This is a genomic window from Corynebacterium sp. HMSC074C11 (assembly GCF_001809455.1).
GTDB classification, from domain to species: domain Bacteria; phylum Actinomycetota; class Actinomycetes; order Mycobacteriales; family Mycobacteriaceae; genus Corynebacterium; species Corynebacterium amycolatum.
This window is the reverse complement of the sequence record NZ_KV797729.1, coordinates 145,548-158,982: the sequence shown is the minus strand read 5'-3', so window position 1 is coordinate 158,982 and position 13,435 is coordinate 145,548. Positions and strand designations below refer to the sequence as shown.

Sequence of the window (13,435 nt, the reverse complement as noted above, 5' to 3'; positions counted from 1 at the left end):
AAAATCCACTAATTGATAGGGAAGTGAATTCCACCACTATGGCACGTACACCATTTATTGCTGGTAACTGGAAGATGAACCTGAACCATCTCGAGGCTATCGGTGTGGTGCAGAAACTCGCGTTCGCTCTGCCGAAGGAGTACTACGACAAGGTTGACGTCGCCGTCATCCCACCGTTTACCGACCTTCGTTCGGTCCAGACTTTGGTTGAGGGCGATAAGCTCGGCGTTACCTACGGTGCTCAGGATGTCTCAGTCCACGAGTCCGGCGCTTACACTGGCGAGATTTCCTCCTCGATGCTGGCAAAGCTCGGCTGTACCTGGGTCGTCGTCGGTCACTCCGAGCGTCGCGATATGCACGCAGAAGACGATGAGCTGGTCGCAAAGAAGGCTAAGGCAGCACTGCGCGAGGGTATGAACCCAATCGTCTGTGTCGGCGAGCCACTGGAGGTCCGTGAAGCCGAAGAGCACGTTGAGTACGTTGTCTCTCAGGTCAAGGGCTCCCTGGCTAACCTGACCAACGCTGAGCTGGCCAAGACCGTCATCGCTTACGAGCCGGTCTGGGCTATCGGCACCGGTAAGGTCGCATCGGCTGCAGACGCGCAGGAGGTCTGTGCAGCTATCCGTGAGACCATCGCTGAAATTGCGGATGAGACCATCGCCAAGGAGATGCGTATTCTCTACGGTGGCTCCGTCAAGGCCGAGAACGTCGCTGAGATCGTCGGCAAGCCCGACGTCGACGGTGGCCTCGTCGGTGGTGCTTCGCTCGACGGTGAGGCATTCGCCAAGCTCTGTGCACTTGCTGCAGATGCTGCTCAGAACGCCTAACTACATATAAAATCAGATCAACTGATAAGATAGGCGCCATGCGCGACCCCGGATTGGTTTTATTGATTCTCATAAAACCGATTCGGGGTTATTGCCTTTAGGCGGACTCAACCCAGACACACCGAATGGCAATAATTCAGCGCAATACATTTCCCGAGGCTTTCCACTTTGAATGCCCGGCAATTTTAAAAGGACGTGCTCAATGAACGAACAAGTACATCGTGACGCTGACCGAAACACTGCAAGCAATGAGCAATCCTCATCGACCGCTACCGCGAAGCAGCAGGACTTGCTCTGGGAGGATATTCGCCACCTGGGTCGAATTCTCGGACAGGTAATCCGCGAGCAAGAGGGTGACGAGGTCTTTAACCTGGTCGAAAATGCTCGCCGCGCAGCCTTCGAACTCCATCGTGGCGATGGCGATATCGAGAAACTCGCCGGCCTCTTCCGTGACATAGACCCGGCCGAGGCAAGCCCGGTCATCCGTGCTTTCACGCACTTCGCACTTTTGGCTAACCTCGCTGAGGATCTGCACGAAGAACTAGGCATCGAGGCCTCTCTCGATGCTGGCGATCCGCCGCAGGACTCCACGCTGGAGGCAACATGGCAGAAGCTTCGCGACGCCAAGGTTTCTGGCAGCGCTATTGCGGACATGATGGACCACATTGAGGTCGTCCCTGTTCTGACCGCACATCCAACGGAAACTCGTCGTCGTACAGTGTTCGATGTGCAGAAGCACATCACGGCCGCAATGCGGCGCCGCCACGAGATCCAGGCAGCCCCGCTGAATGCACGCACCGCGGACCGACTCGCTGAGATTGATGCCGATATCCGCCGCCGTATTCTGACGCTGTGGCAGACGGCTCTGATTCGCATGAACCGCCCGGATATTCGCGATGAGGTCGAGGTTGGTCTTCGCTACTACCAGCTTTCTCTGCTGGAAGCTGTGCCACAGATTAACCGGGACGTCGTCAAGCACTTGCGTCAGCTCGGCGGCGACAAGCTGCAGGCTAATCCAACGATTCGTATGGGCTCGTGGATTGGCGGTGATCACGATGGCAACCCATACGTGACGGAGGAGACGCTGCGCTACGCCTCCGATCGAGCAGCGGGCACCATCCTGCGTCACTATTTCTCGCAGCTGCACCTGCTGGAGCGCGAACTCAGTCTCAGCGACCGCCTGACTAAGGTCACCGTCGATCTGGTCGCCTTGGCCAGCCGGGGCCACAATGACGTACTAAACCGTGAAGATGAGCCGTACCGTCGTGCGGTTCACGGTATCCGCGGTCGCGTGGCGGCAACAGCGGTGAACTTCTTCGATGAGTCCATCATCGAGGGCGACTGGTCGGAGTTCACTCCGTATGACAGCGCCGAGGACTTGCTTGAAGAGCTCTCGATTATCGACGACTCACTGCGTTCCAGCCACGATGATCTCATCGCCGATCACCGTCTGCGCGATCTGATGGATGCAGTTGAGGTATTTGGTTTCCACCTGTACTCGATTGATATCCGTCAGAATTCGGACTCTCACGAGGAAATTCTCACCGAGCTATTTTCCGCTGCTGGTGTGGTGGACAATTACGCGGGATTGAAGGAAGCTGACAAGGTCGAGCTGCTGACCAAGGAACTGCAGTCCTCCCGTCCGCTGGTTTCGACTTCCGCAGATCTTTCTGAAGCCACGGCCCGCGAGCTGGGCATTATGCGTGCGGCATCTCGTGCGGTGCGCAAGTACGGTCGCGACGCGGTACCGCACTGCATCATTTCGATGTGTACATCGGTTTCCGACCTGCTGGAGCCGATGATTCTGCTTAAGGAGGTCGGTCTGATTCGTCCGAATGGATCCCAGCCGACCGGTTCTGTAGACGTCATCCCGCTGTTTGAAACCATCGAAGACCTGCAGGCTGGCGCCGACGTGCTGCGTGCTGCGTGGGACATTCCGGTCTACCGCGCATACGTCTCTGCGCGCGGAGATCTGCAGGAAGTCATGCTCGGCTACTCCGACTCGAACAAGGACGGCGGATACTTCGCTGCAAACTGGGCGCTTTACGACGCGGAGGTCGCCATCGTGGCAGCCGCGAAGGACAACGACATTCGCCTGCGTCTCTTCCACGGCCGCGGAGGTACTGTCGGCCGTGGTGGCGGACCGTCCTACGAGGCAATCTTGGCGCAGCCTTCCGGCGCAGTCCAGGGTTCGGTGCGTGTCACCGAGCAGGGCGAGATTATCTCTGCGAAGTACGGTCACCCTGCGGCGGCGCGCAGGAACCTCGCCGCGCTGGTTTCGGCAACTATCGAGTCGACTCTGCTCGATGTCGATGACCTGAAGAACCCAGCTCGCGCCCATGAGATCATGTCGGAGATTTCCGACCTGTCTCGTGAGGCCTACTCGAAGCTCATGCACGAGGACCCGGGCTTTATCGACTTCTTCACGTCGTCGACTCCGGTCGATGAGATTGGTAGCCTCAACATCGGTTCGCGTCCGACCTCACGCAAGCAGACTCAGACCATCTCTGATTTGCGCGCAATTCCATGGGTACTGTCCTGGTCGCAGCAGCGTTCTATGGTGCCGGGCTGGTTCGGTGTCGGCTCTGCACTGCAGGAGTGGATTGGTGAGGACGAGGACGGTTCCCGCCTAGCCGAACTCCGTCAGCTCAACGAGGACTGGCCGTTCTTCAACTCGGTGCTGTCGAACATGGCGCAGGTGATGTCCAAGGCTGACCTGAACCTGGCGCGCGCCTACGCTAGCCTGTGCGAAAATAAGGCCGACGGTGAGCGCATCTACAGCATCATCAAGGCTGAGTTCGACCTGACGCTGAAGATGTTCCTGAAGGTAACCGGGTACAAGGACCTTCTTGAAGACAATCCGCTGCTCAGGCGCTCGGTGGACATGCGCTTCCCATACCTCATGCCGCTGAACATCATCCAGCTGGAGATGCTGCGTCGCTACCGTGCTGGCGATAACCGCGACAAGGTGCGTCGGGGCATTCAGCTGACCATGAACGGTCTGGCAACTGCACTGCGCAACTCCGGTTAGAAAAGGCGGCTGGGGAATACCTAGCCAGCGGAGCAATTGCGCTAGTATAGTTGGAGTTCTTAAAGAAGCGACGTTTCAAAAGGAAGTGCGCGTGTACCTCGCCATTCAGATTGTCCTGGTCATCACATCCATCCTGATGACGCTGTTCATCCTGCTCCACAAGGGTAAGGGTGGCGGACTGTCCAGCCTCTTTGGTGGCGGTATGCAGTCGAATCTGTCCGGTTCGACTGTGGTGGAGAAGAACCTTGACCGCGTCACTATTGTGACCATGATTATCTGGTTGCTCTGCATTGTCCTGTTGCTGCTGTTCAATACCTTCGGCTGGTAGGTTCCGCACGCAGCACGCCCCACCGAAGGCCTTTAAGTAATAAAAATTCCCGTCGATAGCATTTCGCTTATCGACGGGAATTTGTTGTTTCTTGGCTGTTAACGGTGAAGCGGAAGCCTAAAGCTGTGCAGCCGCAGCATCGTCAACAAAGACAATGGTTTCCTGGACACCGCGAACTCCGGCCGCTGGCCACTGCGCTGGGTCGTCCTGCTGAGCGATAGCTGCAATTGCCTCGGCCTTTTCACCACCGGCTACCAGTAGCCACACACGCTGCGAACTGGCAATGGCCGGCATAGTCAGCGTGATGCGGGTCGGTGGTGGCTTCGGGCAGTTATGCACGTCCACGACCAAGCGTTCCTGCTCAGCGAGCGCTGCGGTATGCGGGAAGATCGAGTTGATGTGTCCCTCTCCGCCCATACCAAGAAGGTGCAGGTCAAAGCCGTTTGGAGCCTTCTGGCGAACGATAGCTTCGTAGCTTTCGGCGGCCTCCGTGGTGGTCACGCCGCTGTCGGCAGCAGCAAACTCGAAGATGTTGTCCTCCGGCACGCCGACAGGGGACAAGAGACGCTCACGAGCAGCCAGCGCATTGCGGTCTACCGAGTCGGCAGCGACAAAGCGTTCATCTCCGAAAAACACCAGGACTCGGTTCCAGTCGATGTCTCCAGAATCGTCGGCAAGCGCACTGAGCAAAGCGGTACCCGCGCCGCCACCAGTGAGAACGACGCGTACAAAACCGTCATCGGTGACCGGAGAGACGTTGCCATTCTGGACGGCGACAACCGCATCGATGAAGCTTTGACGTGCAGCCTCGACGATGCCGGCCTGGTCGGCGGCGCGGTGGAACTGAGGGGCGGGGACGGTATTCAAGACGTTATCGGTTGTCACTTGTCAGAGACTCCTGGTTCGTTCGCGAAGCTGGTGATCGTGGACGTTGGGGTCTGCATGCCTACGGTGTGAATCTGGCTGAGACCACGCAGGGCACGTCCGTAGGCAGTATCGTGGTCGAGGTGACGCAGCTCCTCTGCCAAGCACTCGGAGCGTGTAGGACGCGACAATGCGACCTTGAACGGGGGCTTTTCTCCGTTGGTGACCGATGCAGTGGTAGCGCTTTCAATATCGATGCGCAGGGTCTGGCCATTTTCACGCTCAAACGCGACCGAGGTCACCGGTGGCTTGGCGCGGCCCTTTTCGTCCACCGGAATCTTCTTCTCCCCGGTGGAGTAGCGGTTGACCGGCAGCCCCAGGCGATCTGCCAACCAGCCGGCGGCGACCTCCACCGATGGCGACTCCTGTGGACCGTAGATAGACACGGAGGTCACTGGCGAGTGCGGCGGCAAGTCGAAAGCCGAGGCCAACACACCGCGCCAGTTCGTCAGTCGCGACCAGCTCAGGTCGGAATCGCCAGGCGTGTAGCCCGTACGGCGCGTGTAGATAGCGTTACTATTCGGGTCACACAACGAATCGGTGATACGGCGCTGGGCAATCCTGCCGATTGGTGTCGCCGCTGGGACTTGAGGCGCCTCAGACGGCCACCACGCCACGACCGGCGTATCGGGCAGCAACAGGGGAGTCACCACAGAGCTGTGGTGCTGACCAATCTCACCGGACATGTGCATAACCACGATCTCAGCAGCACCGGCATCTCCACCGACGCGGAGTTCCGCGTCGAGGCGATTATCCAGGCGTGGATCATCGGAGACCAATACCAGCACACGGGATGGGTGCTCGCGGGAAACGGAGTTGACCGTGGAAATAATGTTTTCCAGGTCGTCTTCGCTTTTGGCCAAAACGATCAGGGTAAGGACACGGCCCGTGGTAACGATGCCGCCCTGCTCTCGAAGCTGCACCAACTGACGAGCAATGCTCGCGGTGTCAGTGTCTGGCAAATTGACAATCATGAAAGTGTTCTTTCTGTCAGAAAATTCTTAAGAACTGAGAGGTCGGCAACCTATGGCCGTCGCCAAGCGCGACCGTCGCGCTCAAGCATGTGGTCAGCGGAGGACGGCCCCCACGAACCTGCGGGGTAGCCCTCGGGACGGCCGCGTTTGGCCCAGTACTCGATGATGGGGTCAAGAATCTTCCAGGACAGCTCGACTTCCTCATTAGTGGGGAAGAGGCTGGCCTCGTCGAGAAGCGCATCCAGAATCAGGCGCTCGTAGGCCTCTGGCGACTGCTCGGTAAACACCTCGGAGTAGGAGAAGTCCATGTTGACATCGCGCACCTCCATGGCCGAGCCCGGAACCTTCGAGCCGAAGCGCATGAGCACGCCCTCGTCAGGCTGGACTCGAATCACCATGGCGTTCTGACCGAGAGCGGCAGTCATTGTCTCCGCAAAAGGCAAGTGCGGTGCGGACTTAAAGACCAGCGCAATTTCAGTGACGCGACGGCCGAGGCGCTTGCCGGTGCGCAGGTAGAAGGGGACACCGGCCCAACGACGAGAATTGATCTGGAGCGTACAAGCGGCGTAGGTCTCGGTCGTGGACTCGGGGTCGAATCCTTCCTCATCGCGCAGCCCTGGCACAAAGTTGCTGCCCTGCCAATCCGCGGTGTACTGGCCACGTGCGGTGTATTTCGAAAACGGACGCACTGGCTCGACGGCACGCAGAACCTTAATTTTTTCCGCCTGCAGCTCTTCCGGGGTAAAGGCGATGGGCTCTTCCATTGCCACCAGTGCCAGCAGCTGGAGTAGGTGGTTCTGAATTACGTCACGAGCTGCACCGATACCGTCATAGTAACCGGCGCGACCACCCAAACCGATGTCCTCGGCCATGGTGATCTGAACGTGGTCAATGTAGTGAGAATTCCACATCGGATCGAACAACTGGTTGGCAAAACGCATGGCCAGAATGTTCTGGACGGTTTCTTTGCCCAGGTAGTGGTCAATGCGGAACACAGCGTCTTCTGGGAACACCGAGTTCACAATCCGGTTGAGTTCCTGGGCCGAAGCCAGGTCGTGGCCGAATGGCTTCTCAATAATCACGCGACGCCAATAATCCTCGCCCGACTGCGCGAGCCCCGAACGATCGAGCTGATGACAGACATCGGGGAAGTTAGCTGGCGGAATGGACAGGTAGTAGGCCCAGTTGCCAGCGGTGCCGCGGGAGCGATCGAGCTCCTCAAGTTGCGCGGCCAGGCGATCGAAGGCCTCGTCATCGGTGAAGGTACCGGTAACAAAGTGAATGCCCTCAGCCAGGCGCTGCCAGACACTCTCACGGAAGTCTGTGCGGGCGCCCTGTTCCACTGCGGTACGCACATAATCCTCAAAGTCCTGCTTCGACCATTCGCGACGACCGTAGCCAACTAACGCGAAGGAGGCAGGTAGCAGACCGCGGTTGGCCAGGTCATAAATGGCAGGCAGGAGCTTTTTTCGGGCCAGATCGCCCGTCACTCCGAAAATTACCATGCCACCCGGCCCCGCAATACGCGGCAAGCGCTTATCCTGCGGGTCGCGCAGCGGGTTGACGTATCCGTCGTGGTTGGTGCTGCCATCTCCGTTGTGCGGAGAACTGGCAGTAGGGGAGTTCGGATCGTTGCGTTGCAGAGAATCACTCACGGTTTACATAATGTCATATCGAGAAAAGTCCGGTGGAATCGTTTCCGATTCCTTCGATGGGGCCTTGACGGGCCCCTTTCTTCTGCTTTAGGTTTATGGCATAGGTGGTATACCCGTACACCATGGAGGTGGATATGCAGGCGAAGGAGGCGGATTCTCGGCCCATCTACGTCCAGATCGCCGAGAATCTGAAATCAATGATTCTGTCCGGGGAGCTCGCGGCTGAGAGTCGCGCCCCTTCAACCAAGGAACTCTCGGAGTTCTATCAGGTCAACCCAACCACGGCTGCCAAGGCCATGACGGAACTGTCGATGGTGGGGCTCGTGGAGAAGAAAAGAGGACTCGGCATGTTCGTCACCCCAGGCGCTCGTGAGCGCATTCGAGCTGAGCGTCGTGAAGCGTTCCAGCGCACCTACATCGAGCCGTTAAAAGCGGAGGCCGACATCCTCGGCCTTACGCTCCACGACATCATCGCCATGCTGGAGGAGGAGAAATGAGCATCTACGGCGTGATTGGCCCCAACGGCGCCGGCAAGACCTACTACCTGCATACCCTCGCGCAAATGCCTACGGCTGCCGTGGCGAAGGCAGCACCCGACACCCAGATCTTCGGCGTCACCCCGCGCGAATATTTCCGCATCCTGCGCACCGGCTGGGATCAACTCGATGTGTCCCACGCGGAGTCCCTCCTAGATTTCCCCGGCGACACCCCCATCAAAAAGCTCAGCCTGGGCCAGCGCCAGCTGCTCATCGCTGCGGCCGCCCTCGCATCGGGCAAGGATGCATTGCTTTTCGACGAACCCTTCAACGGCCTCGATGTCGAGCACCGCACCATGTTGCGCGGCATGCTTATCGACGCCGCCGAATCGGCCGACATTGTGGTCACGTCGCAGCACTCCCAGGATCTCGCAGACCTGGTGGACACCTTGATCGTCATGCACAAGCAGGATGCGTACGGACCCTATGACGTCGATAAGCTGCGCGCTACCCATCCGGTGCTACGCGGCTCTGCGGACCTAGTGACGCAGGTGGCCGGCTCGGTGCTCGCTAAGAAAACTCTCGGCGAGCGCTGCGAGGCGATTTTGGCTGCAGCGCTCAGCCCATCGACCGCCGCGCATGCCCGCGCCCTCGGTGTTGAGGTTAGCTACCTCGACCCCGCGGCCCTCATCGACCTCGCTAGCACCTCCGCCTACATCGAAAGGAGCAAGAAATGAGCACCGGGGCTTTCATCGCAACCAACAAGAAAACCTTCCTCGGCGTCGCCGCCGTGGCCATCCTCTACTCGGCTTTCGGGCGCATGCTCGTGGGCAGCGGCACCGGCAACACCCTGCTGGGCATCATCGCGCTGGGCATCCTCTTCCTCATCACCGCCCAGCGCTCGGTCACCCTGCGCGACTACGGCGTGCGCACCGCCCGCTGGGTGCGCTCCGCAATCATTGCAATCTTGGGAACATCGCTGGTGGCTACCGCCTTCATCGTCGTGGCGATGGTCACCGAACAGAATAAGTCCGGTTACTACCGGGGATTCGATAGCTTCATTGTCACCTCTGGACCGGCCCTGTTCCCGGACACCAACGGGGAGCTGTACATGATTCAGGATTCTGGGCAGAACTACACGACAATCCTGCTTACCGCTCTGTGCGTCTTCTTGAGCTTCCTGATGTCTTCCGTGGCGGGCACCGCAATCGGCACCGTCGCCGGCGCGAAGGGCTCTCGTGCGGGATCGATCACCATTGGCCTGGCACTGGTCGCGCTCTTCCTGTTCAGCTACCTGCTGGACGTGACCGACTCTATCCCGGGCGCTCCCTGGCCGGCTGTGCCAATCTTTGCCTCAATCATCACCGTAATCTCCGCGGTCGTGATGGCCTGGGCCTTAAAGGAAGAGAAACGCCCACAGCCCGACGTGCGCCCCGCCTTCGCCGCATCCTAGCACCCACAAAAAAGCTCCCCTCCGCAGGGAGCTTTTTGTGCGCAGCTTACGGGCCGAAAAACACGGGCTGCAAATGTGAAACTGTGCAAGTTTATGACACTTTCAGGCTATTTTTCGGACCATTTTTGCCATAGCGCAGTCAGTAACTCGCATCGTGCATCGACCCGCTGACGCCAGCCATAAATGCGGCCGCTTCCAACAGGAAGCTAGATAATCAGCAGGGTTCGTGCAGCTGTTCCATTCGCTGTGCAATCGACACGAGCAGGGACTGCCAGGAATCCACAAACTTCTCCACGCCCTCGCGCTCCAGGACAGCGAAGACATCATCCAGGTCGATGCCAATCTCGCTGAGCTGGGTCATAACAGCATTGGCTGCTTCACCCTGACCGCTGACGGCGTCGCGAACCTCGCCCTCGAAGCCCGCAGCAGCGCGCAGCGTCTTTTCAGGCATGGTGTTCACTGTCTGCGGAGCAGCCAGCTCAGTCACGTAAAGGGTGTCCGGGTAAGCCGGGTTCTTCACACCGGTGGAAGCCCACAGCAGGCGCTGCGGCTTAGCGCCGGCGTTCTCCAGCTGCGCCCAACGGATATTCTGCGAGGAGAAGGTCTCTTCGAACTTGGCGTAAGCGGCGCGGGCGTTGGCCAGACCAGCTTTACCACGCAAAGCCAAGGCCTCTTCCGAGCCAATCTTGTCCAGGCGAGCATCAATCTCAGTGTCAACGCGAGAAACAAACAGCGACGCAACAGAGTGAACCGAAACCAGGTCCACGCCGTTGTCCTTCGCACGCTCGATACCCTCGATAAACGCATCGATGACCTGCAGGTAACGCTCCACCGAGAAAATCAGGGTGACGTTTACCGAAATACCCTCGGACAGAGCCTGGGTGACAGCCGGCAGGGAAGCATCGGTCGCCGGAATCTTAATCATCGCATTTTGCTTGTCGACGCGTTCCCAGAGCTCACGAGCCTGCGCAATCGTGGCCTCGTAGTTGTCGGCGTAACGAGGATCGACCTCGATAGAAACACGGCCATCGATACCGTCGGTATCCTCAGCCACACCGGCGAAGAGGTCACAGGCATCGCGGACATCGTCGATAGCCATGGCGAACACAGCATCTGACGGATTCGCGCGCTCAGCGGTGAGCTGCGCCAGCTGAGAGTCATAGTCCTCACCAGCGGTCATCGCCGAAGAGAAGATAGCCGGGTTAGTGGTGACACCAACCACCCGCAGTTCATCGATGAGGTTCTTCAAATCGCCCGAGGTGAGACGCTGGCGCGAAAGATCGTCGAGCCACGCCGAGGTTCCTACCTTGGCGAGTGCTTCCATCGTGGTGTTTCCCATAGTGTTTAACGCCTTTCTGTCTATACCGCTTCGTTGTCTAAAGACTTCTCTAAATACTGTGTGTCTTTAAACTACTGTGCGCCACAAACAATACTGGCGCCACCGGAGCTCGGTACGGTTTTCACAAATCCCGTACCGACAGCGGCCGATAGCGCCAGGTTGAACAAATCTTACTTAGCAGCCTCGATAGATTCCTTGGCCGCATCGACAACAGCGTCAGCGGTGATGCCGAACTTCTCGAACAGCTCCTTGTACGGAGCCGAGGCACCGAAGTGCTCCAAGGAGACCGCGCGACCAGCGTCGCCCAGGTGGCGGTACCACGGCATAGCAATACCGGCCTCAACCGAAACACGAGCGCGGACCGCCTTCGGCAGGACCTGCTCACGGTAGGCCTCATCCTGCTGCTCAAACCAGTCAAGACACGGGACGGAGACAACGCGGGCGCTGACACCTTCCTCAGCCAACTTCTCAGCGGCCTCGACAGCGAGGTGAACCTCCGAGCCGGTAGCCATGAGAATGACGTCCGGGGTCTCCTTGGCTCCGTCGACAAGCACGTACGCACCACGCCGGACGCCCTCGGCGGCCTTTTCCTTCGTGCCTTCCAGAACCGGAACGTTCTGGCGGGTCAGAGCCAGAGCCTTCGGGCCTGCCTCGCCTTCGAGAACAGCGGACCAAGCCTGAGTGGTCTCGTTAGCATCAGCCGGACGGACGGTGGACACACCCGGGATAGCGCGCAGTGAAGCCAGCTGCTCAACAGGCTGGTGCGTCGGGCCGTCTTCGCCCAGACCAATGGAGTCGTGGGTCCAGACATAAATAGGGGAGATGCCCATCAGCGATGCCAGGCGGACAGCCGGACGCATGTAGTCCGAGAAGATAAGGAAGGTACCGCCGTACGGACGGGTACCACCGTGGAGCAGAATGCCGTTGAGGATCGACCCCATGGCGTGCTCACGGATACCGAAGTGCAGGTTACGGCCGTACGGGTCGGTGGTCCAGGTGCCGGTGGTGATGGACTTCGGACCGAAGGACGGCTCACCCTTCAGGACAGTGTTATTGGAGCCGGCCAGGTCGGCCGAGCCACCCCACAGCTCTGGCAGAGCCTTACCCAGTGCCTGCAACGCGGCCTCAGAAGCCTTACGGGTGGCAACGCCCTTCTCATCCGGCTCCCACGTCGGCAGCTCAGCGTCGAAGTCCTCTGGCAGCTCGCCGGCGGTCAGACGATCCAGCAGAGCCTTGCGCTCCGGGTTGGTCGCAGCCCACTCGTCGAACTTAACCTGCCACTGCGCGTGAGCCTCAGCACCGCGCTCAACCAGCTTCCGGGTGTGCTCAATGACCTCGTCAGCGATGTCAAAGCTCTTATCGGTATCGAAGCCGAGAGCTTCCTTGATGCCGACAATCTCCTCGCCACCAAGAGCAGCACCGTGCGAAGCACCGGTGTTCATCTTGGTCGGAGCCGGGTAAGCGATTACAGTGCGAACGCGAATGAAGGTTGGATGCTCCGTATCCTTCTTGGCCTCCTCGACAGCAGCCTCGAGTGCTGCGACGTCCTCGCCGCCGTCGACCTCAATGACCTGCCAGCCGTAAGCACGGTAGCGGTCCGCCACATTCTCGGTGAAAGCAATAGTGGTGTCGTCCTCGATGGAGATGCCGTTGTCATCCCAGAAGACAATCAGGTTGCCCAGCTGCTGAGTGCCGGCCAGTGAGCAGGCCTCGGCAGTGACACCCTCCTGAACGTCACCATCAGAAGCAATGACGTACACGTAGTGATCGAACGGAGACTCACCCGGAGCAGCTTCCGGGTCGAACAGCCCACGTTCCCGTCGCGAAGCCATGGCAAAACCGACAGCCGAAGCCAGACCCTGACCCAGCGGACCAGTGGTGATTTCCACGCCGTCAGTGTGGCCGTACTCCGGGTGACCCGGGGTGAGGGCGTCCCACGTACGCAGTGCCTTCAGGTCATCGAGCTCCAGGCCAAAACCGCCGAGGTAGAGCTGGACGTACTGCGTCAGAGAGGTGTGACCACAGGAGAGAATGAAACGGTCACGGCCGATCCACTTCGTATCCTTCGGGTCATGGCGCATAACGCGCTGGTAGAGAGAGTAAGCCAGCGGTGCGAGGCTCATAGCAGTGCCGGGATGTCCCGAACCTGCCTTTTCCACGGCATCTGCAGCCAGCACACGAGCCGTATCTACGGCCTTCGTGTCCAAGTCAGACCAGTCCGAGGGGTAGTTGCGAACAACCCGTGCTTCATGCTCAGTCGACAGTGTCACGTGAATGACTCCTAGTATCCAAATGGATTAGTAAAGATCTCTTCCATACTAACTAGGAATACGCGCGCTCGGTTTAAACCGGGCCGAATAGCTCGAAGGTAAGCATCAGAGGGCGCGCCGCACATGCTTTACGACGGTCATTATTGGAACCGTTATGA

At 59.0% G+C, this 13,435-nt stretch carries 11 protein-coding genes; 6 read left to right on the top strand and 5 right to left on the bottom strand.

The genetic code is table 11. The features are described from left to right. The first annotated feature begins 38 nt into the window (after window positions 1-38). From tpiA to secG, 3 genes are all read left to right on the top strand, one after another. On the top strand, window positions 39-827 hold the full coding sequence (gene tpiA, locus HMPREF2614_RS04490; protein WP_038628968.1) for a triose-phosphate isomerase: 789 nt from the start codon (window positions 39-41) through the stop codon (window positions 825-827). Between the two features lie 202 nt (window positions 828-1,029). Next, window positions 1,030-3,858, top strand: a complete 2,829-nt coding sequence (gene ppc, locus HMPREF2614_RS04485; RefSeq protein WP_038628972.1) for a phosphoenolpyruvate carboxylase — start codon at window positions 1,030-1,032, stop codon at window positions 3,856-3,858. Window positions 3,859-3,949: 91 nt separating this feature from the next. Then, a complete protein-coding gene (gene secG, locus HMPREF2614_RS04480; protein WP_038628976.1) occupies window positions 3,950-4,186 on the top strand; it encodes a preprotein translocase subunit SecG in 237 nt (78 codons plus the stop codon). Between the two features lie 117 nt (window positions 4,187-4,303). On the opposite strand, the gene pgl is transcribed toward secG, so the two are convergent. The 3 genes from pgl to zwf are packed head-to-tail and all read right to left on the bottom strand — an operon-like array spanning window position 4,304 to window position 7,640. After that, the gene (gene pgl / locus HMPREF2614_RS04475) at window positions 4,304-5,071 is read right to left on the bottom strand and encodes a 6-phosphogluconolactonase (protein ID WP_038628977.1); all 768 of its coding nucleotides are present in this window, start codon (window positions 5,069-5,071) and stop codon (window positions 4,304-4,306) included. Beyond that, window positions 5,068-6,084, bottom strand: a complete 1,017-nt coding sequence (locus tag HMPREF2614_RS04470) for a glucose-6-phosphate dehydrogenase assembly protein OpcA (protein ID WP_038628980.1) — start codon at window positions 6,082-6,084, stop codon at window positions 5,068-5,070. Before HMPREF2614_RS04470 ends, pgl begins: the two co-directional genes overlap by 4 nt. Before the next feature lie 50 nt (window positions 6,085-6,134). Beyond that, window positions 6,135-7,640, bottom strand: coding sequence for a glucose-6-phosphate dehydrogenase (zwf, locus tag HMPREF2614_RS04465; protein ID WP_038629644.1), 1,506 nt, complete (start codon window positions 7,638-7,640; stop codon window positions 6,135-6,137). A 233-nt stretch (window positions 7,641-7,873) separates the two neighbouring features. Between zwf and HMPREF2614_RS04460 the strand changes: the two genes are divergently transcribed. The 3 genes from HMPREF2614_RS04460 to HMPREF2614_RS04450 are packed head-to-tail and all read left to right on the top strand — an operon-like array spanning window position 7,874 to window position 9,668. Next, on the top strand, window positions 7,874-8,236 hold the full coding sequence (locus tag HMPREF2614_RS04460; protein WP_038628982.1) for a GntR family transcriptional regulator: 363 nt from the start codon (window positions 7,874-7,876) through the stop codon (window positions 8,234-8,236). Continuing rightward, window positions 8,233-8,952: an AAA family ATPase gene (locus HMPREF2614_RS04455; protein WP_038625362.1), complete on the top strand. Its 720-nt coding sequence runs from the start codon at window positions 8,233-8,235 to the stop codon at window positions 8,950-8,952. The genes HMPREF2614_RS04460 and HMPREF2614_RS04455 overlap by 4 nt, the downstream gene beginning before the upstream one ends. After that, window positions 8,949-9,668 (top strand): hypothetical protein, encoded by a 720-nt coding sequence (locus HMPREF2614_RS04450; RefSeq protein ID WP_038625365.1) that lies wholly within the window; start codon window positions 8,949-8,951, stop codon window positions 9,666-9,668. Before HMPREF2614_RS04455 ends, HMPREF2614_RS04450 begins: the two co-directional genes overlap by 4 nt. A 214-nt stretch (window positions 9,669-9,882) precedes the next feature. Here the strand turns inward: HMPREF2614_RS04450 and tal are convergent, their stop codons facing one another. Then, entirely contained in the window at window positions 9,883-11,007 is a 1,125-nt protein-coding gene (gene tal / locus HMPREF2614_RS04445; RefSeq protein ID WP_038625367.1) for a transaldolase, read from the bottom strand. A 170-nt stretch (window positions 11,008-11,177) separates the two neighbouring features. Further along, the gene (tkt, locus tag HMPREF2614_RS04440) at window positions 11,178-13,277 is read right to left on the bottom strand and encodes a transketolase (RefSeq protein WP_070560318.1); all 2,100 of its coding nucleotides are present in this window, start codon (window positions 13,275-13,277) and stop codon (window positions 11,178-11,180) included. Window positions 13,278-13,435: the final 158 nt, after the last annotated feature.